The 25,100-nt window shown below is 39.8% G+C and carries 25 protein-coding genes; 4 read left to right on the top strand and 21 right to left on the bottom strand.

Translation table 11 applies throughout. The features are described 5' to 3' along the window. Positions 1 to 2: 2 nt before the first annotated feature. From CRO56_RS02600 to CRO56_RS02585, 4 genes are all read right to left on the bottom strand, one after another. Positions 3 to 455 carry a hypothetical protein gene (locus CRO56_RS02600; protein ID WP_097157018.1) on the bottom strand — a complete coding sequence of 151 codons (453 nt, stop codon included), beginning with the start codon at positions 453 to 455 and terminating at the stop codon, positions 3 to 5. Then, on the bottom strand, positions 456 to 1,277 hold the full coding sequence (locus CRO56_RS02595) for a DUF3100 domain-containing protein (protein WP_097157017.1): 822 nt from the start codon (positions 1,275 to 1,277) through the stop codon (positions 456 to 458). Between the two features lie 39 nt (positions 1,278 to 1,316). Next, a complete protein-coding gene (locus CRO56_RS02590; RefSeq protein ID WP_097157211.1) occupies positions 1,317 to 2,519 on the bottom strand; it encodes a M20 family metallopeptidase in 1,203 nt (400 codons plus the stop codon). Between the two features lie 297 nt (positions 2,520 to 2,816). Then, on the bottom strand, positions 2,817 to 3,605 hold the full coding sequence (locus CRO56_RS02585; RefSeq protein WP_097157016.1) for a hypothetical protein: 789 nt from the start codon (positions 3,603 to 3,605) through the stop codon (positions 2,817 to 2,819). A gap of 171 nt (positions 3,606 to 3,776) precedes the next feature. On the opposite strand from CRO56_RS02585, the gene CRO56_RS02580 reads away from it, so the two are divergent. Beyond that, on the top strand, positions 3,777 to 4,715 hold the full coding sequence (locus CRO56_RS02580) for an acetamidase/formamidase family protein (RefSeq protein ID WP_097157015.1): 939 nt from the start codon (positions 3,777 to 3,779) through the stop codon (positions 4,713 to 4,715). Between the two features lie 70 nt (positions 4,716 to 4,785). On the opposite strand, the gene CRO56_RS02575 is transcribed toward CRO56_RS02580, so the two are convergent. The 13 genes from CRO56_RS02575 to CRO56_RS23550 form a co-directional block, all read right to left on the bottom strand. Then, positions 4,786 to 5,682, bottom strand: coding sequence for a serine hydrolase (locus CRO56_RS02575; protein WP_245855549.1), 897 nt, complete (start codon positions 5,680 to 5,682; stop codon positions 4,786 to 4,788). A gap of 89 nt (positions 5,683 to 5,771) precedes the next feature. Further along, positions 5,772 to 7,196 (bottom strand): serine hydrolase domain-containing protein, encoded by a 1,425-nt coding sequence (locus CRO56_RS02570; protein WP_097157014.1) that lies wholly within the window; start codon positions 7,194 to 7,196, stop codon positions 5,772 to 5,774. Between the two features lie 44 nt (positions 7,197 to 7,240). Next, complete coding sequence (locus tag CRO56_RS02565) at positions 7,241 to 8,092, bottom strand: MurR/RpiR family transcriptional regulator (protein WP_097157013.1); 852 nt, start codon at positions 8,090 to 8,092, stop codon at positions 7,241 to 7,243. 23 nt (positions 8,093 to 8,115) lie between these two features. Next, entirely contained in the window at positions 8,116 to 9,105 is a 990-nt protein-coding gene (locus CRO56_RS02560) for an ABC transporter ATP-binding protein (protein ID WP_097157012.1), read from the bottom strand. Next, positions 9,102 to 10,130: an ABC transporter ATP-binding protein gene (locus CRO56_RS02555; protein WP_425427161.1), complete on the bottom strand. Its 1,029-nt coding sequence runs from the start codon at positions 10,128 to 10,130 to the stop codon at positions 9,102 to 9,104. The genes CRO56_RS02560 and CRO56_RS02555 overlap by 4 nt, the downstream gene beginning before the upstream one ends. Before the next feature lie 30 nt (positions 10,131 to 10,160). Continuing rightward, positions 10,161 to 11,063: an ABC transporter permease gene (locus tag CRO56_RS02550; protein WP_097157011.1), complete on the bottom strand. Its 903-nt coding sequence runs from the start codon at positions 11,061 to 11,063 to the stop codon at positions 10,161 to 10,163. 15 nt (positions 11,064 to 11,078) lie between these two features. Further along, positions 11,079 to 11,999 (bottom strand): ABC transporter permease, encoded by a 921-nt coding sequence (locus CRO56_RS02545; protein WP_142305178.1) that lies wholly within the window; start codon positions 11,997 to 11,999, stop codon positions 11,079 to 11,081. A 132-nt stretch (positions 12,000 to 12,131) separates the two neighbouring features. Further along, positions 12,132 to 13,697: an ABC transporter substrate-binding protein gene (locus CRO56_RS02540; protein ID WP_097157010.1), complete on the bottom strand. Its 1,566-nt coding sequence runs from the start codon at positions 13,695 to 13,697 to the stop codon at positions 12,132 to 12,134. A 47-nt stretch (positions 13,698 to 13,744) separates the two neighbouring features. Next, entirely contained in the window at positions 13,745 to 15,235 is a 1,491-nt protein-coding gene (locus CRO56_RS02535) for a M81 family metallopeptidase (protein ID WP_097157009.1), read from the bottom strand. Positions 15,236 to 15,256: 21 nt separating this feature from the next. Beyond that, a complete protein-coding gene (locus tag CRO56_RS23170; RefSeq protein ID WP_245855548.1) occupies positions 15,257 to 17,566 on the bottom strand; it encodes an alpha/beta fold hydrolase in 2,310 nt (769 codons plus the stop codon). A 442-nt stretch (positions 17,567 to 18,008) separates the two neighbouring features. Continuing rightward, a complete protein-coding gene (locus tag CRO56_RS23555; protein ID WP_425427169.1) occupies positions 18,009 to 18,263 on the bottom strand; it encodes a UTRA domain-containing protein in 255 nt (84 codons plus the stop codon). After that, the gene (locus CRO56_RS02515; RefSeq protein ID WP_097157007.1) at positions 18,230 to 18,466 is read right to left on the bottom strand and encodes a GntR family transcriptional regulator; all 237 of its coding nucleotides are present in this window, start codon (positions 18,464 to 18,466) and stop codon (positions 18,230 to 18,232) included. Before CRO56_RS02515 ends, CRO56_RS23555 begins: the two co-directional genes overlap by 34 nt. A gap of 28 nt (positions 18,467 to 18,494) precedes the next feature. Beyond that, on the bottom strand, positions 18,495 to 18,608 hold the full coding sequence (locus CRO56_RS23550; RefSeq protein WP_425427168.1) for a GntR family transcriptional regulator: 114 nt from the start codon (positions 18,606 to 18,608) through the stop codon (positions 18,495 to 18,497). 267 nt (positions 18,609 to 18,875) lie between these two features. Between CRO56_RS23550 and CRO56_RS02505 the strand changes: the two genes are divergently transcribed. From CRO56_RS02505 to CRO56_RS02495, 3 genes are read left to right on the top strand one after another with little or no spacing between them, the layout of a single operon-like run. Further along, the gene (locus CRO56_RS02505) at positions 18,876 to 19,796 is read left to right on the top strand and encodes a hypothetical protein (protein ID WP_097157006.1); all 921 of its coding nucleotides are present in this window, start codon (positions 18,876 to 18,878) and stop codon (positions 19,794 to 19,796) included. Positions 19,797 to 19,808: 12 nt separating this feature from the next. Beyond that, a complete protein-coding gene (locus CRO56_RS02500) occupies positions 19,809 to 20,231 on the top strand; it encodes a hypothetical protein (protein WP_097157005.1) in 423 nt (140 codons plus the stop codon). Between the two features lie 17 nt (positions 20,232 to 20,248). Further along, positions 20,249 to 20,449 carry a hypothetical protein gene (locus tag CRO56_RS02495; RefSeq protein ID WP_097157004.1) on the top strand — a complete coding sequence of 67 codons (201 nt, stop codon included), beginning with the start codon at positions 20,249 to 20,251 and terminating at the stop codon, positions 20,447 to 20,449. A gap of 115 nt (positions 20,450 to 20,564) precedes the next feature. Here the strand turns inward: CRO56_RS02495 and CRO56_RS02490 are convergent, their stop codons facing one another. The 4 genes from CRO56_RS02490 to CRO56_RS02475 form a co-directional block, all read right to left on the bottom strand. Then, entirely contained in the window at positions 20,565 to 21,422 is an 858-nt protein-coding gene (locus CRO56_RS02490; RefSeq protein WP_179714144.1) for an aldose epimerase family protein, read from the bottom strand. Between the two features lie 315 nt (positions 21,423 to 21,737). Next, positions 21,738 to 22,157 (bottom strand): endonuclease domain-containing protein, encoded by a 420-nt coding sequence (locus tag CRO56_RS02485; RefSeq protein WP_179714143.1) that lies wholly within the window; start codon positions 22,155 to 22,157, stop codon positions 21,738 to 21,740. 330 nt (positions 22,158 to 22,487) lie between these two features. Beyond that, a complete protein-coding gene (locus tag CRO56_RS02480; protein ID WP_097157002.1) occupies positions 22,488 to 23,546 on the bottom strand; it encodes an ABC transporter permease in 1,059 nt (352 codons plus the stop codon). 21 nt (positions 23,547 to 23,567) lie between these two features. After that, positions 23,568 to 25,055 (bottom strand): sugar ABC transporter ATP-binding protein, encoded by a 1,488-nt coding sequence (locus CRO56_RS02475; protein WP_097157001.1) that lies wholly within the window; start codon positions 25,053 to 25,055, stop codon positions 23,568 to 23,570. Positions 25,056 to 25,100 lie beyond the last annotated feature (45 nt).

The following is a 25,100-nucleotide window of genomic DNA, read 5'->3' as shown; positions in this document are numbered from 1 at the left end:
TTTTAAATAATTCCCTGCATCCTTAACACGACCTCTGCAATGATGGCGGAACCGAGAAATGTGCCAAGCAGGACGCACATACCGACAATGATGGTTTTCCAGCCGAGTTTCGAGAAGTCAGACCAGGAGCGGCCAATGGCAATACCGGCGTAAGCTAAAATGGGTGTTGCAATAGCAAGAAGGTTAACATGGGCTGTCCATTCTACAATTTTTTCCTGACCTGGCATACCTGGTATTGTCAAGATAAACCCGAGAAGTCCAATGTAGGCTACACTTGGGATGTTTAATGGAAGTAACTTATGAATGATTAAACCAACTAAACATATAAGAGCTAAGACGGCCATTCCCGGGAGCGCTTGTAATGGAACTACATTATAGCCAATCCAGTTCCCAATAAGCACTACTGCTCCAATAATGACTAACACCATCACCCATTCTTGAATGCTCTTTAACATCTACTTCACCCCCACACTGGCACCTGGCTCTGCTTTTTTATTCTTCCTTCTCGTCATTAATTCGTAAAGCTTTTCCGTTAATGGCAAGGCCACAAATATACTTACATATAATCCCGTTACTGATGTCGCTAAGTTACTAGCCCCCGAAAAAGCAATTAAATTCGCTTCCATATCCGGATAGGCTGCAACAAGTGGTCCTAATGCAGCGGCTGCCATACTTCCGCTTCCAATTCCTGTTGCCATCGCAAAGGACAATGGATGAATCGGGGTTACAGTGGCTAAAAATCCTGACACCAATCCCATAAAAATGGCTCCAAAAACTGTACCAAAAATATAAATGGCCATGACTCCGCGGCCTTCCGGCGAAGAAAAACCATATTTATCCGTAATTAAGGCGACATTCGGTTCGCGCCCAATCGAATGAGTCATACCAATACTTTCTCTTTTAATTCCGAGTAAAACCGCTATTGGGAGGGCTAAAAAAATCGTGCCAAGGTTTCCAATTTCCTGAAGCAATAAAGCAGGCCCGGCTTCAATTAGCTGCGGCAGGGCAGGTCCAGCCTGCACACCAAACTTTGCAACTAACAGCGTAACTGATAAAAACACAAGGGATTCCGCATTTTTAGCCTGCTTTTCTTTGACAAGCGGTGTAAAGTATAACCCCACTCCTATAATGACGGCGTAAAGCATCGGCAATAATAAAATCACACCTGGCCCCAGTGGAATTTGGTGAATTCCGATGGTTTCGGTCACTAACACAATCCCTAATACTAAGGCATGAACTCGCCAGTCTTTCCATAAACTCTGTACTTGTGCTGTCATATTTGTCAGCTCCTCTCCAATCTCTTTTTTCGTATTCCCTTATGCTTCAGCTGACACTTCCGCCTTCACTCCATTTCTCATGTACTGCAAAGTGGCTGCGCCCAAAACTTTAGCAGCAATTAGGAGCGCCCTTTCATCGAGATCAAATTTCGGATGGTGATGCGGGTAAGCTGTCTCCCACTCAGGATTTCTTGCTCCTGTAAAGAAAAACGTCCCCTTCACTTTTTGTAAATAATAAGAAAAGTCTTCCCCGCCCATAATCGGTTCGGTTTCTCTTACCGACTCAACACCTGGCACTGACTTTGCCAGTTCCGCAACGAATTCCGTCTCCTCTTTATGATTTACCGTTGTAGGATACCCGCGCGTATACGTATATTCATAGTTCGCGTCCGAAACGAGACATGTACCTTTGACAACTCTCTCAATCTCTTTTTCTATAAAATGACGAATCTCTTCCTTAAAAGTCCGAACCGTTCCCGTAAGTTTTGCCGTATCCGCAATAACGTTATAAGGATTCTTAGCTTCAAAGTTACAAACAGAAACAACGGCAGATTCAAGCGGATCCACTCTCCGGCTGACAATTTGCTGCAGGTTTCCGATTAACTGCCCGCCAATCACGATACTATCCTTTGTCTCATGCGGGGCAGCACCATGCCCGCCTTTGCCTTGAATCACAATATCAAAACGGTCTGGGGCTGCTTGTAATGGTCCAACACGGTAGCCAATTTCACCTAATGGCTGCTGGGCCTGCAAATGGGTGCCAAAAATCACATCCACACCTTCCAAACAGCCATCCTCAATCATGGAAATGGCACCCCCAGGCGGCAGTTCTTCCGCATGCTGATGAATAAAAACAACTGTCCCTTCGATCTCAGACTTCATACTATTTAAAACTTTAGCTAAGCCGAGCAGTGAAGCCGTATGGCCATCGTGACCGCATGCATGCATGACCCCATCATTTACTGACTTAAATGGAACATCCGTCTGCTCTTGAATCGGAAGAGCATCAAAATCAGCACGAAGCGCTACGGTCGGACCAGGCTTGTCCCCTTTTAAATATGCTACAACTCCATTACCGCCTACACCCGTCCGAACCTCATGCCCCAGCTTTTCATGATAAACAGCAATATAATTTGCTGTTTTGGTTTCTTGAAAAGAAAGCTCTGGATATTGATGTAGATAACGCCGAATCTGAACAATCTCATCGTACACTTCATCTAACTTAGTCAACAGTTTCTCCATCATCTAACTCCTCCTATTGATATATAAATGATCCCAATCCCCTAATGTAGAATATTTCCAGAATTGAAATTCTAGAAATCAAACATCTAGAAATATATTTAAGTTTCATCCTACCACCATTAAAATTTCAAATCAATATAATATTTCGAATAATTTGAATAGAAAATATAAACAAAAATGGGGGCAATTTAATAATTTATTTAGTGTCAGTCCTCTGCCAAATTAAAGCATTAATGCACAGAATAGCGATATACAAAATAAAAAGCCCTCTATAAAAATAGAGAGGCTCTTCATGTTCTACCATTGATATAGTTCATATTTGATTTCGTCGATAATTTTTTCTTGGATTGGTTCTTCCAATTTCTCGAGTTCTTTTTGCAAGGCGCTTACCTCTAAGCTTGTCAATTTAATTTTCGGATGTACCGTTTTGGCTTTTAAAAGATTCATTCTCAATCGAGTGGTCGGATGGGTCGTATCAATTCTCGTCTTTTCGAGTTCTGTTTTCCGCTTTAGTCTTTTTCGTTCTCTTTCAGGGAGATTCGCTACTCTGCTTCTTAGTTCCGTAAACAGATTTAATTTTTCTTTATTTAACGCTACTTTTCTACTAATGTAGGCAAATAAATCCCCATAATGCAGTTTTTCTAATGTTCGCATGGCTGTATGTGTTCCGGTTACTTCCGCTTCAAACAATTCTGCCTTAAACTCTGCCACTTGCTTATTTCGATAAAGGAAGAAGGTCAGCAAATAAATCAAGCTATAAGGGATGAAAGAGATGGCTTTCATAAAATAGTAGGCTGGAACCTCTAGCAGTGACACCCCATCTTCTCTCTCACCATTGGTAGCTTTTTCAGGATACAAGAGGTCAAACCAGGTATAAATAGTGGAAATCGCTGTTCCTAAACGTTCACCCAGCCTTTCGTATAGCCGTGTAATCGGAGTACTTTCTTCGGGGATCGCCGGATTTACATTATAATCACAATACTCACACCAGGTTATGTACTCTGATGCTACCGGCATCTGTTTCTTGCATTGTGGGCAGGTTTTAGTTTCACTGCTATGTTGGGCCAATTCACTAGTTTGGTGCATGGATCTCTTCCCTCTTCATTGTGTCTTTTTACCTATTATAAAGGGAAGGAAGTTTACTGAAAATATGGGAATTATATGTAGTTATGAGATTGGCCCTCACCAAATGAATGCATCTAGGACTCGCTACAGTTTATGATAAAATAAATTATCAACCCTACAGGAGTGAAAACCTTGATTCATCAATTGCTTTCATTACATAATGATAACCTGCACGGCAGCTTTAGCAGAGAATATCAGCCGATATTAACTGTGGATTCAGGAGATTCAATTCAATTAAAAACAACAGATATCCAATGGGGCTATTCTAGTTCAAAACCAGAAGAAAGAGTCTTTTATAGTTCGAGAGAAAAAGAGGAGCGGCCAGGCCATCCGCTGATTGGACCTATCTTTGTTCGAGGTGCGAAGCCCGGTGCAGTTCTTGAGGTTAAAATAAATGATCTGGTTCCAGGCTGGTATGGGCAAAACTGGGCTGGCGGCGTGCAAAGCTGGCAGAACGAAAAGCTTGGGTTAGTAAAAGAAAAACGGGTTCAACTAGACTGGGAACTAGATTCCGTAAAGATGACGGGCAACTGCAAAATTGGCGACCGGGCATTTACTGTTACCCTTTCACCATTTATGGGAGTTATGGGCGTTGCTCCGAAAGAACCTGGTGTCCACCCTACTGCACCGCCCCGGTACTGTGGCGGAAATATTGACTGCAAAGAATTAGTAAAAGGAAGCAGCTTATTTTTACCTGTTTCTGCTGAGGGTGCTCTCTTCTCTATTGGAGATGGGCATGCTCTCCAAGGAGATGGAGAAGTGTCGGGGACTGCAATTGAGTGTCCAATGGATTTCGTTGACATTACCTTAATTGTCCATGAAGACATGCAGCTAACCATGCCAAGAGCCAAGACGCCTTCCGGCTGGATTACATTTGGATTTAGCGAAGACCTTAATGAGGCGACTGCGGTAGCTCTAGATCAAATGGTTCAACTCATGCAAAGTTTTTATAGTATAGATAAAACAGAAGCCACAGCATTAGCGAGTGTGGCCGTGGATTTAAGAATCACGCAGATTGTTAATGGGGTTAAGGGGGTTCATGCTGTATTGCCTCATGGGGCGATTCGGTGAAACATGGGGACGGTTCTTGCGTTTCAGAATTTGGAATGAAACAAAAGAACCGTCCCTCCGTTTCACTCCGTTATCTTTTTAGAAAGTAATCATAAGCAGCTTTGGCAATGCGTCCGATGGTACGTTCCCCTTCCTCCATGGAAACACTCTCTTTAGATAAAACTGCAATCGAAAAGGCACCATTACCTTCAGGTAAATAAACTATGCCCACATCGTTGATCACGTTGCCGATTGTTCCCGTTTTATGTGCCACTTTCGTTCTGCTAGGCAACAAATAAGGGAGACGGCTGTTAAATTGCTGTTTTAGCAAAATGTCTAACATAGCGTCACATGATTTCTCGGAAATGATTTCTTTTCTGGCGATTTTCTCTACAAGCATAGCCATCTCAACTGGCGTTGACACGTTATTGCGAGAATCACCTTGAAAGATAAGGCTCTCATAATCGAAATCCCACTTAACAAATCGTACCTCCTCTGCACTTAAGAAGGAATTTAAATCGAGTCCGATACTTAGATTAAGTAACTGCCGGCAACTGAAATGAATAAAGGTATTGGATAAACCAAGCTCTTTCATATAAGATGTTACGTTCTCTGTACCCACGAGCTTTAAAATCAGATCGGTAGCCAAGTTATCGCTGACAATAATCATCAGTGTCGCTAAATCCTTGATTGTGAATTGCACTCGAGGATGCAAATGTTGAATCACGCCGGAGCCTATCACAATATCTTCTTCTTGTACGGTAACGATATCTTCCAATTCCAGTTTATCGGAATTTACATCACGAAAGAGCGTTACTAAAATCGGAATCTTGAACGTACTGGCCAATTGGAATCGTTCATGTTGATTAACGCCAGCGAACTCCCCCGTGTCCAAGTGCTTCACCGCCACACCGTAGGTCCCAGAACTGCTTTGTACAATCTCGTTCAGCATTTGCTGTAAACCCATATTCGTCTTTTGTAAACTCATCCGGCCACACTCCCTCAAAGAATTAATATTTTCTTCGCTTTCCTTGTCATAGATCAACATGAGCGTACAGAGGAAAGGCCCCAGTTCTTCTACTCTACTTTTGGAACTTGCCTCAAATGATAGGCTACACGTACAACTTTTCCTTGATCATTTCTTATAAAACGGATTACTTCGGTCTGGTCCCTCACATTCGCCACGAACATATCCGAACCCATACTTTTAATTGGATAGGATGTACCTTGTGCAGATACTTCCAAGCTGCCGTTATTCGCAGTAAATTCTAATTCCATTCCTTCCATTGACTGATAAATTCCTTCGTAATCCCTTAATAGCTCCAGAGATGCCTCTACTTCCTCAAAAGTAAAAGGTGAGACAGTAATTAAACGTCCCTCGAGGTCATTTAAAGCAGCACTCATGATAGTTGGAGCTGGAACACCTGCAAGGTTTGTTAAAATCATTCCTGTAATTCCTTTCTCAGGAATGATGCAAACTTGCGAAGCAACTCCTTTTAAATTTCCCCCGTGTTCCACGAGTGTAACTCCATGAAAATCTGGGGTTATCATTAGCCCATATCCATAATACCTTCCATGTGTAAATTGAATCCGAGGTTTTATCATTTCTTCTACACTTTCAGATGTTAGAATTTGATGTTCTCCTACTTTGCCTTTGTTTCGAAAAATTTCAGCATATTTTAGCATATCATGAACGGTTGACTTTAAAGCTCCGGCTCCCCTCATTGCCGGTGACTCCCACCAAATAGGTGCTTCATATACGAAGGTTTCGCCATTTTCCTGTTTTTTAGCTGCATAAAGAGAAGTAATATTTTCGTAGTCTTTGATTTCTTCAATATCAAAATAAGTATTTTTCATACCAGATGGTTCCAGAATATATTGCTTCACATAACTTTCATATGAGAGTCCGCTCACACGTTCGACAATGGCTCCTAACAGCCCGTATGCATCATTGGAATAACTAAATTCGGTTCCCGGTTCTCCGAGAAGCTCAAAATCTAATTTTCCGATATACTCCATTAATTGCTCATAGGTATCAATAGGCCCCTGGCTATCATATTCTTTTATATGTAACCCAGGGTAATCTTTTACAGATGGATCAGCATCGAGACTTCTTTTTTTGGCATAAATTAATGAAGGAAGCGGCGGCAGTCCTGCAGTATGAGTCATAAAATGTTCAATTGTCATTTGATTCGTATAATCTGAACGAGTAGTGAATTCTGGTAAATACTTAACAACAGGGTCATGAACATTTAATTGGCCTTGTTCCTGAAGCTGCATAATGGCGACACATGTAAAAGATTTTGTTACTGAAGCTATTCCAAAAATAGTGTCCATCGCAACGGGAAGCTTTTTCTCAATATTTCTATATCCGAACCCTTTTTCATAAATAGGAACCCCATGATGGGCTAATCCTATGGCTACTCCAGGAATCTGATAATTATTGATTAATTTTTCAGCATAAGCCTCAAAATCTTTTAAACTATTAATTTGACTGTTCATACCAATTCCTCCCACTACTAATCTATAAATCATTCCTAAAAAACTTAATCCAAACGATGAAATGTAAAATAATGCTCACTCGTCTGATTATATTTATCCACGCGTTCCACTACATTTTTCTTATCTATTACCATAACCCCAGAAACTAGAGCGTTTAGTACGGAAGTGATTACGGGCATACCTTTTAATCCAGTGGGATTTTGGGTAATTACTTTGAGAGTGATATCGGATAAAACCCCTACTGGCGAAAGCTCATGATCTGTAATTGATAGAATTTTAGCCCCTTTTTCCTTCGATGCTTTTACGAAAGAGATCGTCTGTTCCACATATCTTGGAAACGAAAGCGCGATAATTAACCATTCTTCAGTCATCTCAGTTAATAAATAGTTGGCATCATCTATATCGCCTTTGTATAAAATCGTATTACCTCTCACAATGTTTAAGCTATAAGCAAGCCAATTAGCCACACCATAAGAACCTTTTAGTCCGACTATTACAATTTTTTTGGCAGAAATCATACTTTTGACAGCGTCTAGAAACAGACCTTCTTCTATTTCTTCAAAGGTTTTTTTTATAAATTTGATGTCCTGCTCTACAACATGACTTATAACATTTTCCTGTATTTCTATTCCTTTTTTGAGTGCTTGAAACGGTTCTTCAACTGGTAAAAGGAGTGTTTTTCGAATCTCCTCTTGTAATGAAGAATAACCGGAATACCCTAGTGCATAGCACAATCGTATGACCGTTGTTTCACTTGTTTCTGATAGCCTTCCAATTTCTTTAGCTGGGTACAATGCTACTAATTTTGGGTTATCCAGTATAAAGTTTGCTGCAATTTTAAGGCTTTGTGTTAAATCATTGTATTGTTCTTTAATCTGCTGTCTAATTTTAATCATTCATTTCTCCTTATCATACATTTCTAATTAGATATCATTTTAGAATCAAACAAATGACAGGAAACCACGTGTCCTGGACTGATTTCAATCGGTTTTGGAGTTACTTCTTTACAAACATTCATGCATGCTTGACATCTTGGGTGAAAAGTACAGCCGGTTGGAGGATTCGATGGATTTGGAACATCCCCGTTTAAAATAATTCTCTCTTTTTTAACGGTTGGGTTTGGAATAGGTACAGCTGACATCAAAGCTTGTGTATAGGGGTGTAATGGGTTTGAAAACAGCTGTTCTTTTGAAGCAAACTCTACCATTCTTCCTAAATACATCACCCCAATCTTATTGCTAATATGTTTAACTACGCTTAAGTCATGGGCAATAAAGATATAGGTTAAACCCATTTGTTCCTGTAAATCCTGAAATAAATTTAAAATCTGTGCCTGGATCGATACATCCAGTGCAGAAACTGGTTCATCTGCCACAATTAGTGACGGATTAACCGCGATTGCTCGTGCAATTCCAATACGCTGTCTTTGTCCGCCGCTAAATTCATGTGGGTAACGGTCCACAGCACTTTTATTAAGACCCACCTTTTGAAGTAGGTCGATAACAATAGATTTCCTTTCTTTTGAGTTCCGGCCAATTTTGTGGGTAGAAAGAGCCTCTTCTAAAATGGCACCAATTTGTATTCTTGGATTTAAGGATGCGTACGGGTCCTGAAATACGATTTGCATATTCTTTCGAAGTTTTCTTAATTCACTTTTAGACATCGATGTAACTTCTTCACCTTTGTACTTAACAGACCCGCTAGTGGGTTCGATTAACCGAAGAATACTACGGCCAGTAGTTGATTTCCCGCAGCCGCTTTCTCCAACTAAGCCAAGTGTATCCCCTATTTCCAAAGTAAAAGAAACTCCATCAACTGCCTTCACAAAACTTTTACTTCTTTTGAATAATCCATTATTAATTGGAAAATATTTTTTTATATTTTTCACTTCAAGTAAGTTCGTACTCATTTCCCTTCCCCCTCATATAGCCAGCATCTTACTGTTTGATTCCCAAACGAATAAAGAGGCGGATTCTCCACAGAGCATCTATCTAGTGTATGTTTACAGCGATTTTTGAAAGGACAGCCTTTTGTAATTTCTCCGATACTTGGCACATTTCCTTCAATTGGGTCAAGCCTGTTTCTTTTTTCGTCTAAACTAGGGATTGAATTTAACAGACCTTGAGTATAAGGATGTTTTGGTGCAGCAAATAGTGTATAAACGTCGGCTTCCTCTACAATTTGGCCGTAATACATAACCATTACCCGGTCGGCCATTTCTGCCACTACACCTAAATCGTGAGTAATTAATAAGATCGTAGTATTAAACTGTTTTTTCAGCCCATTCATTAAATCCAGAATTTGGGCTTGAATCGTTACATCTAGTGCTGTGGTTGGTTCATCGGCAATTAATAGTTTAGGATTACATGCCATAGCCATGGCAATCATAACTCTCTGCCTCATGCCGCCTGATAATTGGTGCGGGAATTCCTTTACTATTTTTTCCGGACGGGGAATTCCCACTTTTTTCAATATTTCAATAGTCCTTTTCTTGGCTTCAGTTTTGGTAACATTCTCGTGTAATTGCATCACTTCACCAATTTGGTCCCCAATTTTATGTACAGGGTTCAGGGAGGTCATCGGTTCTTGAAATATCATAGAGATATCTTTACCGCGAATCTCTCTAATTTCCTTTGGTTTCAGCCCATTTAGCTCTTTCCCATTTAATTTAATACTCCCCTGAACAACTCCAGCATGCTTTGGAATTAGCCCCATGATTGAAAGTGATGTTACACTTTTTCCGCAGCCAGATTCACCAACAAGCGCTACGGTTTCTCCTTTATTAAGACTGAAGCTTAGTTTATTTACGGTTGTAACCATTTTTTTATCTTCAGTATTAAATTTAATCGTTAGATCTTGTACGTCCAAAAGATTGCTGGAAATACCTGATTTATCTGTATCGGCATTCATTACTATTTGAGTTTCAGATGTCATCCTGTTACCTCCCCACAGTCTTTTTGAAAATTACTTTATTCTCGGATCAAGTGCATCTCTAAGTCCGTCACCTAATAAGTTAAACCCAAGTACCACTAACATAATCGCAAGTCCCGGAAATAGTGACATCCACCAGGCACTAAGCAAAAATGATTTCCCTACGTAAGCCATGGCACCCCATTCGGGAGTAGGAGGCTGCGCACCTAAACCGAGAAAGCTGAGTGAAGCAGCTGCAAGGATACTTGTACCGAATTGTAAAGTAGATAAGACAATAACTGGCGACATCACGTTTGGCAGAATATGTTTGCATATAATTTTAAAATCACTGATACCTAACGCTCGAACTGCTTCAACATACTCTTTTTCTCGAATAGACAAGACTGCTCCCCGAACTACTCTTACATAAGACGGGATAACAGAAATGGCGACAGCGATCATTGCATTTGTTAGTCCTACACCGAGTACAGCTATAATGGCTATTGCCAATAAAAGGGAAGGAAAAGCTAGTAAGATATCCATCACTTGCATGATGTATATATCTAGTTTACGATAGTACCCTGAAACAACACCTAAAATGACACCAATAATTCCTGCAATGGAAACAGCAACAAGCCCCATCATTAGTGAAACACGGCCACCGTGCATAATTCTGGATAAAATATCTCTTCCGAATTCATCCGTTCCTAACCAATGCTCACTGGAAGGGGGTAAAAAACGATTTTCCATTATCATTTCCTCGATTGGATATGGTGCTAGGATAGGAGCTAACAAGGATATGAGGATAAAAAAAAGTAGAAGTCCTGCACCTAATAAAGCTCCTTTGTTTGCCCTCAATCTTTTCCACACCATTCCCCAGTATGCCTTCCGTTTAACAATTTCTTCAGGACCCATTACCGACTCTTTTGTTTTCGTGTCTGTTGCAAGTTGACTCATTAGCTTTCCTCCTTTCTACTCGTACTTGATTCTTGGATCGATGAAACTATAGATAATGTCCACTAATAGATTTACAAGGATAAACATAAATGCCATGAACAATACAAGTCCCTGAATGGTTGGCATATCTCTCGTAGCAATGGCGTCAACCGCAAGGCTGCCAATACCCGGTAAGGCAAAAACAGTTTCAGTTACTACGGCACCTGCCAGGAGACTGCCAAATTGTAGTCCAATTACAGTAATGACTGGGATAAAAGCATTTTGCAGGCCGTGTCCTAATATCATACGGAAACCATTTGCCCCCTTAGCTTCTGCAGTACGCATATAATCCTGTTTAATAACTTCAAGTAAGCTTGAACGTGCCATTCTGGCGATATTTCCTGCTGCCCCAAGTCCTAATGTAATGGATGGCAGAATTAAAGAATACACCCCTTCATACCCTGATATCGGAAATAATCCTAATTGATAGGAAAAAATATAGATTAAAAATAACGCGATCCAAAATCCTGGTGCAGAAATTCCAATTAACGAAATGACCATAGCAAATCGATCAAATATGGTGTTTTGTTTAACGGCTGCTACTGTTCCCATAACGATTCCTACTACTGATCCAACCAGTAAACTGTATACTGATAATTGAAAGGTAATTGGGAAGCGATTTATAATTTCATGTAATACAGGGATCCCAGTAAGATAAGAGGTTCCTAAATCACCTTGTATTGCACTAAATATAAAGTTTAAATATTGTATATAAAGTGGCTGATCAAGTCCTAACGAGCTTTCTAAATTTCGAATAGCCTCTTCAGTCGCAAATTCTCCTAATATAGTGAGGACTGGATCACCGGGAATAAAATGAACCATCAAAAATACAAGAATGGAAACGCCAAATAAGGTGAGAAGCATCGTAAATAAACGCTTAAGTAAATACTTATACAAGGTATATCCCCCCTATATAACTATCAGATGATTGACATATGACGAGTAACTTCCTTACATTCCAAAAAATTTAAAATAAAGAAGATTGGAAAGGCTTCATTACCTTTCCATCTCCTTATTTTTTAAGGCATCCTATTTTAATTTGACATCTGACCAAATAATTTGTCCAGTTATCGGGTGAAGCTTGAATCCTTCCAAATCCCGATACGCTACTACATTTTCCCGAACAAATAATGGCACCCATGGAGATTCATCTACTAGAATCATTTGCGCTTCTTTATAAAGTTCCATTCTTTGTTTAGGATCCATTGTCACACGTGCCTCTTCTAATATCGAAATTAACTCATCATTTTGATAATGAACTCGTGTTGAAAGACCTCTTCCAAACATGGAGTGAAGAATGTCAGCATCATACCAGCCATATGTCCATAAAAGCATTTCATGAACCCCTTCAGGTGACTGAGCACGAATAGTTGCATCTTCCTGCACAGAGATGTTCATCTCAACCCCCACTTCTTTTAACTGATTCTGAATAATTTGAGCAATACGCTGCATGACAGGCTCTTGCGTTACCCACAGATCTACTTGTAATGGGTTGGACTCATCATACCCTGCTTCAGCAAGCAAGCTTTTAGCCTCTTCTATATCCTGTGCATACATCTCAGCGGCATAATCTTCCACCTCTTGGTTATAGCCCGGAATAGTTGGAGGTAATGGCCCAAAGATTGGCTGTGCTGCACCTTCCAAAGCAAAATCCACAATAGGTGTACGATCAATGGCCAATGCGATTGCTTTTCTGACTCTTATGTCTTGGAATTTTTCTTTTTTATTATTAAAACCAAGATATACATGGCCATTGGCTAAAGATCTAGCTAATTCTGTATTTGGATCGCTTTCCAATTCTGCTATATAGTTTGGAGGGACTGAAAGCATCACTTGTGTATTTCCACTTTTGAATTCTAATAATCTTGTATCATCATCTGGAATAAATCGGAAAACTACTTTATCGAAATTCGCGGCTCCTTTATTTTGAGCGTAATCCGGACCAATATTAAAGTCGTCAAAGGTTTCATATGTAATAGAGGAGCCTCTGCTAATTTCTGATAGTTTTAAAATGCCAGTACTGCTGGCATGCATTCCAAAATCTTCTCCGTATTCATCAATAACCGTGGGATCTAACGGTGCTAAATAAGCAACGGTTGCATTACTAAGGAACGGAGCAAACGGCTCACTAAATTTAAATGCAACTGTTCGGTCATCTTCAGCTACTATCTCTTCAACTGGACCAAGCATATAACTCGTAGGAGCTGATTCGAGAAAACGTTCAAACGATTTTTTAACAGCTTCAGCTGTAACTGGTTCACCAGTATGGTAAGCAGCTCCTTCTTTTAAAGTAAAGGAAATAACTTTTCCATCCTCAGAAACTTGATAATCCTCAGCTAATGCAGGAACAATATTTCCTTCAAAATCAAACCGAACAAGAGGTTCATAGAGATGAGCATTTGCATCATCGACCCATGTTGTCCTTTGAACATCAATCGTATCGGGTTCACGGACTGATGTAACAACAATCGTGCCGCCATCTGACTGTTGTCCTGAGCCTCCATCTGTCGGCTGTGTATTGCCTGATTGCTTGCATCCAGTGAAGATGAAGACAGCCAATAGTAAAAAAAGTACATGTAAATAATATTTCTTCATTTTAATTCACTCTCCTATTCTCCATATTGTTTTGAACCTAAGGCTGCTTAACCTGTAATCACTCTGATAGATTCTTGTGATACTTCCGTTATAGGATAGATATTTTTTCTGAGATTTGTATATTGGAAGGCAGTAAAATCTAAAGTAGTTAATCCTGGAGAGTCAACCGTAATAATCTTTGAACTAATCGGTTCAAAGCCAGCTCTAAAGTGCTGACTAGATTTTAAGGCAACAATTTTATAGGCGGATACATCTATTCCGTGCAGCAAAAAGATTTGTTCATCAAGTGTTTGCGATCTGACGGAACAAACGATGATGTCAACACCGCCAGATTGAAGACGTACAGATCGGCCAAGATTAACTTGTCCGCCTTTACCCATTGGTGAAGACTGAATAAAGTTACCGTCAGTTAAACATTTCACGTACGCTATCAGTGGAATCGGCTCCCCATGCAGCTGATCCGTTTTTCCTCCAAGCACCACCTCGATATTCGCTCCAACCCCGGCACGAAAAGCAATATCTACTACTTCTGGGTCGTAAATAAAGCCAAAGCAAGCTTTTTCAACTTTTTCCTCTATTAATGCCCGTAAAAGATAAGTACCATCACCAGGTGTTCCTCCACCGGGGTTATCAGAGGTTTCATTAAGCACAACCGGATGTCCGTGATGCTGTAACGCTTGAGCAATTGCTTCTTTTGGAGATGGCTGCTTTATGAAAAAAGCCTCTTTTTGCTCCCAGATATAAGAGGCTACATCTTGAGCTGCATCTCTAGCGATCTCCGGGTCATTAAGGGATGTAGCTAAAACACTGACACCAAAATCGGAAATATTGGTATATGGGAACCCGTGATAAAACGTACAATCTATCAATCTGCTGTTTTTTTCCCATTCAAAGCAACGGTCATTGACATCCTTTGCTGGTGATAGATTAGTAGTTGATGTCGGAATTGCTAAAGGCAGCTTGATTAAATGCATGGTTGGTTTGAGCCCGTTTTCAACTATTTTTTGTGCTACATTTACAGCCTCGATCCCAATTTCATAAGAATCAGTATGAGGATACAGATGATTTCCGAGAATGGCATCCGCCTCGCTCACCATTGTTTGTGTTACATTAGCGTGGAGATCAAGTGTGATGACGACAGGAACTTCATAGCCTGCTATTTTCCGGATTTCTTTAAGCAGATCCCCCTCTAGATCTTCAGTCGTTTCCGTTACACCTGCACCGTGTAAGGCTAGACATATTGCATCGTAATCTTTAGCATTTTGTATGCCATTTAACAGTTCTAGTTTTAAGGCTTCATACGTTTCCTTTGTTATCACACCTGAAGGATAAGCAAATGTTGCAAAGGTTGGGATGATCTCTATTCCTAATTCTTCGGCCTGTGCAATCATCCCCCCGAGATAGTTCCTGACGCTGTGATGTTTTGTGGTGATTGTTTCGCCAGTATCCCAGCCCCACAGTGAAAAAGCCTTTTTATCTGTTTTAACGTTGGAAAACGTGTTTGTTTCATGTGCAATTTGTCCAATTAAAATCCTCATGCCACTATACCCCCGATTTCTTTAGATTTCCTTTGTCAATTGTTTACTGCTTACCTTTGGGAATTTTCGATAATGACAAGTAATACTCTCTGCATTGCCATTTTCGTCTCTATGAATCTGTAACAATTCAAATAAATCATTTACTTTAGCCAGGAAGAGATTCTCTCCAACGGGCTTGATTGGATGTACATTTCCCTGATAAGTAAAAGTCAGTTTTTCATTTTCGATTCCAATCGATACTTTCGTGCCTTCATTGGATACATAATCCCCAGCATATTTCTCCAAAATGGCTAAAGGCAGCTCGACTTCTTTTAAGTCCATATGGGACGTATTTGGATCTCTCCCCTGTAAATCATTGAAAGCCAGCTCCAGAATCCTTGATGCCGGAACGCCCGCTAGGTTAGTAAGTATGACTCCTGTGATTCCTTCCTCAGGCAAAATACTCATTTGTGCTGCAATGGCCTTTAAATTCCCGCCATGCTCAATTAATTTGGTTCCAAAATAATCTTCTGTAATCATTAATCCATATCCATAAAATTTACCAGGCTGAATCTTAATGTGATGCTTCATCATTTCATTGACACTTGATTCATTTAAAATCCGCTTGTCATTCACTACGCCGCCATTCCGAAAGATTTCTGCATATTTCAACATATCTTTCGCTGTTGACTTTAAAAACCCCGCAGCCCTCATAGCAGGAGCATCCCACCAAATAGGGGCCTCATACACCCGCTTTCTGTCATCAACTGATTCAATGGCATAACTCATTGATACATTGCCATCTGCTCCATACTCATCTATGGTGAAGAAACTCCGATTCATTCCGCATGGCTTTAAAATATGATCATATACATATTGTTCATACGATTCTCCGCTCACTCGTTCGATGATGCATCCTAATAAGGCATAGCTATCATTTGAATAGCTGAAATGTTTTCCCGGCTTTCCAAGCAGCTCTACATCCTCATTTGCAATAAAATCCATTAGTTGCTCATACGTATCGATATAATCTTTATCCTTCTCGTCCACTAATAGGCTTTTGTAGTCTTTGACTGAAGGATCTATTTCCATGGTTCTTCTCATAGCGTAATACAAGGTACTTAATGGAGGGATTCCAGCAGAATGTGTCATTAAATGATGGATGGTCAATTCTTTTACAGTGCTAGAATCCTTCAGCCTAAATTCAGGTAAATATTGAATAATGGGATCATGCACCTGTAGTTTGCCTTGCTCCTGCAACTGCATGATTGCTACGCAGGTGAAGGATTTTGTGATGGATCCAATCCCAAAAACGGTATCTTCATTGATTGGATATGCATTCTCTACATTTCGAAATCCAAATGATGTCTGATAAATAACTTCTCCCTCTTTTGCGAGAGCTACTGAGGTTCCAGGAATATGATACTTTTCGACAAGTTTTTGTGCTGCCTCTTCGAACCCTGGCAATGAATCGACCTTACTCATCTTTTTACCTCCTGTATGATTAATAAAAGTTAAAACCGTTTCAAAAAATGTTTCCGTTTCATCCACGTGAACATTATGGCTGCTATTTTCAAACACAACGAGTCGGCTGTTTGGAATAAGGGAAGCAATTTGTTCAGATTCTTCAACCGGGGTGATCCAATCATATCTCCCCGCCATAACCAAGGTTGGAACATATATAGTTTCTAATTGATCTCTCATATCGAAAGAACGGAGGAAATTTCCAAACCCTTCATTTAAAGCCTCATATGATCTATGCCCTAAAACAGCAGCTTGCGGTGTATCGACATCTGACTGTTTTTTAGAATAAAGCGGACCCATTACCTGGTAGTATTTCGCTACATGATCTAAGGATTGGAACGCTCCATTCCATAAAACATTTGCCATTTCTTTTTGCTCCTCAGTACCATTCTTTTCAACAAAAGCTTTTGCTTTTTCCAAAAAACTAGAGCTTGGAGATGTAGTCAGCAAAAGCAATCCATCGAGATTGTCCTGATACTTTAAGGCGTAACTCATCGCTACCATTCCGCCATAAGAGTGCCCCAGTAAATAGATTTTTTTAAAACCTAAGTATTTTCTCAGTGCTTCTACGTCTTCCACATTATTTTCTAGAGTGTAGGATTTTTGTGGACCTCGATCAGAAAAGCCGCTGCCCCGGTTATCTATATATACCAGCTGAAGCGTTTCATTTAATTGGCTGAAATGGGGACGAAAGCCTAAATGTGTACCGCCAGGGCCACCATGCAATACAAAACACACAGGTTTATCAACCAATTTATCTCCTTCTTTTTTCCAGCCGGTTCCGTCCACTTCAAAGAAAATTCTAGTACCGTTAAGATCGGCATACATAAAATATCAACCTCACTTTTAAGATAAATTTTAGAGGGGGAAACCTGTATTTCGAGAATTTCTGAATTCGAATCATTAAATAAAACATATGCTAGAGCTGCACATATTCGTTATGCGATCCTCTTGGACGTAAGACAATTATGATGTGTGTTTGAAATAGGATGGTAAGTCAGAGTTTTATTAGAGTATGGTCTTGGAGCTTTTTGAGAGTTTGTAAAAACTGAGAGGTTAGAAGTTAATACTTCTTGTTTTAGAAGATAGGGTGTAAAAACTTTATTGTTACATCTATTATTAGCACATTTGATAATTAATGCAATAATTTTTTTAATGTTTTGACTATTTCCTTTCCTACTTTTTACTTTAATTTTTAAGATACAACTTTTTATGGGCTGAAAAAACAGAACGACTGCCCAGTGTGCAGTCGATTTAGAAATCTCGCAGGTTATGAATTCGAGTTAAGGAAGTAGTCTGAACGATATACAGATTGCAAATATTCTACGGGTTCACCTATAGTTGAAAGGGATAGACTTTCCGTATAAAGAAGTGCGTCACCAATGGGGATATTTAGAGTTCTTGCTTCATCACGGCTAGCATTTACCGCACTTACAATTTGCTTGGCTTCGTGTAAATTGATGTTTAGCTCTTGCTCAATGAATCGATAGGTCAATATTTGATTGAGATCTTTTTGTTTACTAATCTCGATTCCGATTTCGATTGGAAAATAGGAATGTTCGATGTCAATAGGTTCCCATCGGCAAATGGAAGACGCTTAAGCTCCCAAACTTCACCTGTTTTTAACTGTGCTTTTATTTTTTCCTCAGGATTATGATTGCGTCCTTTATACAGTACTTTTGTCCCATGTTGAACACCGGCAGCTTCGAATGATTCAGAGAAACCCATTAGTTCCCCGACCCAGTTTTCCGAATTATTACTTTTGAGAAAGGTCCCGCTCCCTCTTTTCCGATCTAACAGTTACACGACTTACTTGAAAGGTTTCAGCTAATTCATTTTCAGTCGGTAATTTTCCGTTTTGATCTACAATGGTTCCATTCCCTTTTACTTCTAGTCGGATAGCATTCTAGTACAATTGGTACGATTGTTGGAGCAGGAGGAGGATCTATTCTTGGCTCCGCTCTTCTGATGATTTTAAAAATTAATAGGACACGTTCCCTTTTTTAAGGTGGACGTGTCCTTTTGCATGCCTATTTTCATTTTGAAAAATCCTTTCCAATAGTACCAATATTAACCACACTCTATTATAATAGGGATAAAAGTCCTAATAATGATAGATTTCACTTAAGGAGACACAATGAGTTTAATTAAAAACATAATTACTTTCGGGGCAGCTGGGAGAATTGAAAGGAAAATCGAAGAGTTTGAAGACTTACAATATGAGTATCAATCACTCTATCAAGAAATGGAAAGTAAAAGGGGTACGGTCAATCAAACCTTAGAAAAGGTAATCGAAATAAAAATACAATCCGTAAAATCCCTTAAAAAAATCAGTAAGATCTCCAATAATTTAAAAGGGAAAGACAGGGAGTTTGCTTTTAAAAGTCTTGGCAATGAAATAGAATCTATCAATTTTGATCAAATCGATTCTACTATCTCGGCTGGCGAAATGGCAATGAATGCAACAAAAGGAATCTCTTCTGGAGCCGGAACAGCTGTCGGGGCATGGGCCCTTGTTTCCACATTTGGAACAGCTTCAACTGGAACCGCTATCGCAGGGCTATCAGGTGCAGCCGCTACGAACGCAACGCTGGCATGGTTTGGTGGCGGAGCAACTGCTGTTGGCGGCGGTGGCATGGCAGCAGGATCTGCTGTAATCGGCGGATTGGTCGTGATCCCCGCTCTTGCTTTGACCGGGATTTTTTCTCATGTACAAGCCAATAAAAAAATAAATGAGATTGAAAAGGATATGGTTAAAGTTGTTAAGGTCTTGGATCAAATTCGAGAAAATCTGCTAAAATTAGATTTGATAGAAAAACGATCCGAAGAACTAATCGTTTCATTGGAAAAATTAACTCAAGTTTTCGATCTAGAGTTTCAAAAAGTATATAAAGAAATTTATAAAGTACCCGTCCTATCAAGATTTGTTAAATGGGTTAGAAAAAATGTTTTTAGAGGTAATTACTTTTCAAAAAAAGACTACCGGCAGATCGCATACATTGGCGGGATTGCCAGTGATTTTGCGATGTTAATTGACACAAAAGTCTTCGAAGAATAGGAGCTGCTACTGATGTTTGATAAATTATTTTCAAAGAAAGATTCTGGTAAAGTTTTAGAAAAATTAAATGAGGTCTCGGAAATTCTGCCGGCAGCGGATGTATTAGATTTTTTTGAAAAGCTGACGGATGCTTACAAAGAATCGAAAATGACTGAACGCGAATTAGCGAAAATCGAAGCGCAAAAAACGATACTTTTATCAGAAATTGAGAAGAAATACGAGCTCTATCACAAAGTATTTGATCGAATTTTTGATGAAAGAAGTTCAGCTATTCATAAGTCTTTCGAAATTATTGATAAGGGATTAAAAGACGGAGACAAGGATTTAATCAGTACGGGTATGCAAGGATTAAGCAAAATTGTTTCTTCTAGCCCTTTTGCTAACATCCAGCAGTTAACGAATTTAATCGAGGGTAACAAAACGATTGAAATATAATAGAGGGAGAAACGAACATGAAGGTTTGCTCACCTAATACAAGAATTTGCGCCATGTGCTTTCATTGGAACGGTTACGCTGGCGGGGCAAACGTAAAACCTCGTAAAGGCATGAGAAATGTCTATGAATATCAACCTGAAGAAAAACAAATTTGCTACAAGAACCACTTTGAGAAAAAGGCTTGGAATTCATGCAATGAGTGGCAAAGAAAGTATTAAGCAGGACTATAAAGTTTAGGAACGACCCGGGACTAATTGTCTCGGGTTTTAGTTTGAAAAATTCCAGCTGCTCTGCGACCTGTATGGAGTAACGATAATTTACCCCTAAGCTTGCCTAGTCAACCGAAATACTCACCACAGTCACCAACGATTCCCCCGGCTCCACCAACGGAATATTTTCCATAGTCTTAAAATCTCCCATCTTCCCCATCCAAGGCTCGACACAGAGAAAGTCTTTGCCAATTTCAGACCACAATACAATGTAGTTGAATTCTTCTCCGTACTTCATAGTTACCTTTTTCTGGATTTCCTCTAACGGAAAAGATAGCTCATTCCCTTTTGGATCCAAAATCAAAAAGGCTTCTTTTTCTGTACTTAGATCCAGTTCCTGATAGGGCTTCACTTCCATGTCATTGTAGTCGAGATATTGAGTTGCTTCCAGGTCATAGACTATTGATTTCTTACTTGTTTTAAAATAAGGATGAAAGCCGGCATACATCGGCATCGGTTCATCAGAACGGTTTACGTATTCCTGAAGGATGATTAATTCCCTTCCTTTTAGTTGATACGTAAATAGGACGTCAAAATCAAAGGGATAAACCTTTTTAGTTACTTCATTACTTGAAAGTTTAAGGGTGATAGATGCTCTACCTTCAGTATTTTCTCCGACCACTTCCCAAGCCATGTTTCTCGCAAATCCGTGATTCTTCATTTGATAGGTCTTGCCCTTATATGTATACTCGCCATTCTCAAGGGCACCGCAGATTGGGAACAGGATGGGGATCCCGCCTCTTACATTGGCTTCAGGATTTAGCAGGGTTTCTTCATTTAGATAAAGAATGTCTTCCCCGTCCACTTGGAATCCAACAATAATGCCCCCGCGCTCGGGAATCACTTTTAGTGATGACACTTCTTGGTCATTTAATTCATAAACCGTATAATCCCCTAGCTGGGATTGATTGATCTTATACAAATTCGTAACCTCCAGCGATTTTACTTTAAGTATAAGTTTTTCCATTCCTATTTTAAACAAACGTTTGATTAAGAAACAGAGGGACGGTTCTCTTGTTTCAAAATCATTAAGAGCAGAAGCCTGAAATATAGCAAGTTTAATTAAGTAGCATAGAAAAGCCAACTGTATCTTACTAGCTGGCTTTTTCTCGTTGGCCATGGATATACATACTTTAGGAGAAAATGTGGGTTACCGATAGGATTTAACGAACGTTTGATAAAACTTAAAAACGCATAAAGTTAATTATTAAATGAAGCATAATTAATCCATTAAACACTATATCTTATCTACCTCTTCATTTATTCGCCGGATAACTTTTTTCATATTATTATTTATCATACTTCCCGAGAACCTTAGAACAGTCCACCCTCTTTTCTTGAGGTAAGCGGTTTTTCTTCGGTCCCTTGCTTTACTAATTGGTGAAGAATGATAGTCTTTCCCATCACACTCTATAGCAATTTTATAATGGGGCAACGCTAAATCAATTCTGTATCTTTTAGGTGGTACCACATATTGTGTTCTAACATAGTAACCATTAAAAAGTAATGTGTTGTAAAGCTTTGACTCTATCGGGGATTCGATTTTGATACGTTCTGGATCAATATATGCTTGTTCATCTAGTCTACAGAATTCATAAATGATATAGCAAACCACTGCTATAAAAAGCAAGAAGAAAAATATAATATAATCAATCATTTATATCACCACAGCTATTTTTATCAATAATCAATCAAAATAGACATCTTGTACGGTAATTGGTTCGTTGTTAAAATAATGCACTGGTGTCGTTAATACCTGTAAACACCTAACATTCACATCCAAATTGACTGCAGTAGTCCGATAAATTTGCTGTTTATGTTTTTGAAATCCTGGCAAAACCCTTTGCCCTTTTTATCTGATCTCATTACTAAAAAAATGAAACAAAAGAACCGTCCCTCTGTTTCACATATGAAAAAAGACCAGGTGCTACATACACCTGATCTTCCATCATCCATCCTGAAACAAGAGAACCGTCCCCTTGTATCACTATGAAGTCTTCTCTTTCTTCTGCAATAGCACAGCTCCAACCACAATGACTCCTTTAAACGCTTCTCTTAAGAATGGCGGTACTCCGAATAGATTTAAGAGATTGTTCATGACGGCGATGATGAGCATGCCGTAGACGGTTCCGAGGATGAAGCCTCTTCCGCCAGCCATGCTGGTTCCGCCGACAACGGCTGCGGCGATGGCGTCCATTTCCATGCCTCTTCCGGCGTTGGAGTAGTCCATGGAACCGATACGGGAAACTTGGATGATTGCTGCAATCGAAACGAGCAGTCCCATCAGCGCGTACACACGCAGCTTGACCTTTTCCACATTGACGCCGGATAGCTTTGCCGCTCTTTCATTCGAACCGACCGCAATAATCTGTCTTCCAAAAGTCGTTCGCTTTGATACATAATACAAAATATAAGCAATGACTGCCCAATAGATAATAGGCATGATCATATAATTTCCAATTTTAAAACTTGAAATCTGTAAAAATTCCATTGGAACTGTCGTATTATAACCTTGTGTGAAGTGCTGGGTCACACTTCTGAAAATCATCATCGCCCCTAGTGTCGCAATAAATGGGGGTACTTTTCCTTTTGTAATGGATAGTCCGATCAGTGACCCTAACAGATATCCCAATAGCAGAACTAAAATGATCGTAAGTGCTATCGCTGGAACGCCCGTCATTCCCATCATTCCCAAGATCCCTTTAGTCCCAGTATCGAGAAGATACATAGCAAAAGCACCTGTGATAACTAAGGTGGAACCGACGGCTAAATCGATACCCCCTGTCATAATGACAAAGGTCATCCCTAGCGCAACAATCCCAATTCCAGCATTATTCCGCAAAATGTTAATCCAGTTGTTGGTCCAAGACTGAAACCATTCACCGAATGAATCATAATCAAATCCCAAAACCAATGTCTGCAATATGACCATAATGATCAGTGCAATGAAGATACTAAACAATGGTTCGTTCGACCATTTATATTTGAACCATTCCAAAACGCTTTTTTTTGTTTTTACCTGGGCATTACCCAAATTCGGCTTCATAATGGTGTTCCTCTCCCTTCCTTAAACCAGCTGTCCACCGGTAGCAAGTCTCATGATCGTATGCTCATTCATTTCCTCTCCAGCAACCTCTCCTTGAATGACGCCGTGATACATGACAAGCGCCCGGTCGCATACGCGGATGATTTCTTGTGCTTCACTGGAAAGGACAACGACTGCAATGTTTTCTTCCGCAAGTTTTAAAATAATATCATAGATATCTTCTTTGGCTCCGACATCCACACCTTGGGTGGGGTTATCTAAAATAAGCAGTTTAGGACCAGCTGCTAACCATTTAGCCAGGACAACCTTTTGCTGGTTTCCGCCGGAAAGACTTGTGATGCTGTCTGTAAGCTCTCCCATCTTTAACCGCAATGCTCCTCGCTGTTCTTCAAAAATCCCCCGATGCTTTCCGGCATTAATAATTCCTCGTCGTGAAAACTTAGGCCAGGTGACAATCGAGGCGTTTTCGATAATATTCATATCCTTGATAATCGCATTTTCTTTCCGATTTCGCGGAAGGTACGCAATGCCTTCCTTGATCGCCTGAGTTGTACTTTTTATTTTGACTTCTTTACCGTTTAAAAATATTTTTCCAGATGAAACTTCATCTGCTCCAAAAATAGATTGAAAGAGTTCGCTGCGGCCGTCGCCAAGAAGCCCCGTTACTCCAACAATTTCACCCGCTTTAATAGAAAAGCTTATATCTCTAAAAATATGATTGTAAGTAAGTCCTTCTACGCGTAAAATCTCGTCGCCTAGCTTTTTTTCTCTTAACAGTGGTTCGGATCTCACATCATGGCCCACCATAAAACGTGCAAGGTCATGAGTCGTGACTTCGCTAACATTTCCTTCTGCCACAAGGTTTCCATCCCGCAGCACCACATACCGATTACAAACCTGCATAACCTCATTCAATTTGTGAGAGATAAAAATAATACCGACATTATGGCCACTCAACGTTTTCATCATAGTAAAAACCCGTTCGATTTCCTGGTCAGTTAAGGAAGTGGTAGGCTCATCCATAATGATGATAGATGCATTCGTCATCATCGCACGGCAGATTTCAACGATCTGTTTGTAGGAAGCATCAAGGTCACGCACCATCGTGTTAGGATCCAATTCCACATTCATTCGTTTAAACATGTCTTCGGTTTCTTGATACATTTTTTCCAGGTCCAGACTTCCCCTTTTGGTTTTAAGCTCTCTGCCTAGAAACATATTTTCATAGATTGGCAAATCGTTGATTAAATTCAGCTCCTGATGGATAAACGCAATACCCGCATCGAGTGATTGCGCAGGATTGCTAAAATTCATTTGTTTCCCATCCACGACAATTGAGCCAGTATCCATTTGGTGAACTCCACCCAGTATGTTCATTAAGGTCGATTTCCCTGCCCCATTTTCACCGAGCAACGCACAGATTTCGCCGCCCTTCAGTGTAAACGAAACACCTTTCAGCACATCATTACTTCCAAAAGACTTTCGTATATCCTTCATCTCAATTATCATGCAATCACCTCCATGTGAAGCAGAGGGACGGTTCTCTTGTTTCAT

Source organism: Bacillus oleivorans (assembly GCF_900207585.1).
In the GTDB taxonomy this organism is placed as follows: Bacteria; Bacillota; Bacilli; order Bacillales; family JC228; genus Bacillus_BF; species Bacillus_BF oleivorans.
The sequence above is the reverse complement of the archived record's forward strand: the minus strand, read 5'-3'. Positions and strand labels throughout refer to the sequence as shown.

What these genes read in the sequence shown, in the direction of transcription:
- CRO56_RS02600 (WP_097157018.1), bottom strand. Translation starts at nt 455, where the DNA reads ATGTTAAAGAGCATTCAAGAATGGGTGATGGTGTTAGTCATTATTGGA.
- CRO56_RS02595 (WP_097157017.1), bottom strand. Translation starts at nt 1,277, where the DNA reads ATGACAGCACAAGTACAGAGTTTATGGAAAGACTGGCGAGTTCATGCC.
- CRO56_RS02590 (WP_097157211.1), bottom strand. Translation starts at nt 2,519, where the DNA reads ATGGAGAAACTGTTGACTAAGTTAGATGAAGTGTACGATGAGATTGTT.
- CRO56_RS02585 (WP_097157016.1), bottom strand. Translation starts at nt 3,605, where the DNA reads ATGCACCAAACTAGTGAATTGGCCCAACATAGCAGTGAAACTAAAACC.
- CRO56_RS02575 (WP_245855549.1), bottom strand. Translation starts at nt 5,682, where the DNA reads ATGAGTTTACAAAAGACGAATATGGGTTTACAGCAAATGCTGAACGAG.
- CRO56_RS02570 (WP_097157014.1), bottom strand. Translation starts at nt 7,196, where the DNA reads ATGAACAGTCAAATTAATAGTTTAAAAGATTTTGAGGCTTATGCTGAA.
- CRO56_RS02565 (WP_097157013.1), bottom strand. Translation starts at nt 8,092, where the DNA reads ATGATTAAAATTAGACAGCAGATTAAAGAACAATACAATGATTTAACA.
- CRO56_RS02560 (WP_097157012.1), bottom strand. Translation starts at nt 9,105, where the DNA reads ATGAGTACGAACTTACTTGAAGTGAAAAATATAAAAAAATATTTTCCA.
- CRO56_RS02555 (WP_425427161.1), bottom strand. Translation starts at nt 10,130, where the DNA reads ATGACATCTGAAACTCAAATAGTAATGAATGCCGATACAGATAAATCA.
- CRO56_RS02550 (WP_097157011.1), bottom strand. Translation starts at nt 11,063, where the DNA reads ATGAGTCAACTTGCAACAGACACGAAAACAAAAGAGTCGGTAATGGGT.
- CRO56_RS02540 (WP_097157010.1), bottom strand. Translation starts at nt 13,697, where the DNA reads ATGAAGAAATATTATTTACATGTACTTTTTTTACTATTGGCTGTCTTC.
- CRO56_RS02535 (WP_097157009.1), bottom strand. Translation starts at nt 15,235, where the DNA reads ATGAGGATTTTAATTGGACAAATTGCACATGAAACAAACACGTTTTCC.
- CRO56_RS23170 (WP_245855548.1), bottom strand. Translation starts at nt 17,566, where the DNA reads ATGTATGCCGATCTTAACGGTACTAGAATTTTCTTTGAAGTGGACGGA.
- CRO56_RS02515 (WP_097157007.1), bottom strand. Translation starts at nt 18,466, where the DNA reads ATGGGTTTCTCTGAATCATTCGAAGCTGCCGGTGTTCAACATGGGACA.
- CRO56_RS02505 (WP_097157006.1), top strand. Translation starts at nt 18,876, where the DNA reads ATGAGTTTAATTAAAAACATAATTACTTTCGGGGCAGCTGGGAGAATT.
- CRO56_RS02500 (WP_097157005.1), top strand. Translation starts at nt 19,809, where the DNA reads ATGTTTGATAAATTATTTTCAAAGAAAGATTCTGGTAAAGTTTTAGAA.
- CRO56_RS02495 (WP_097157004.1), top strand. Translation starts at nt 20,249, where the DNA reads ATGAAGGTTTGCTCACCTAATACAAGAATTTGCGCCATGTGCTTTCAT.
- CRO56_RS02485 (WP_179714143.1), bottom strand. Translation starts at nt 22,157, where the DNA reads ATGATTGATTATATTATATTTTTCTTCTTGCTTTTTATAGCAGTGGTT.
- CRO56_RS02480 (WP_097157002.1), bottom strand. Translation starts at nt 23,546, where the DNA reads ATGAAGCCGAATTTGGGTAATGCCCAGGTAAAAACAAAAAAAAGCGTT.
- CRO56_RS02475 (WP_097157001.1), bottom strand. Translation starts at nt 25,055, where the DNA reads ATGATAATTGAGATGAAGGATATACGAAAGTCTTTTGGAAGTAATGAT.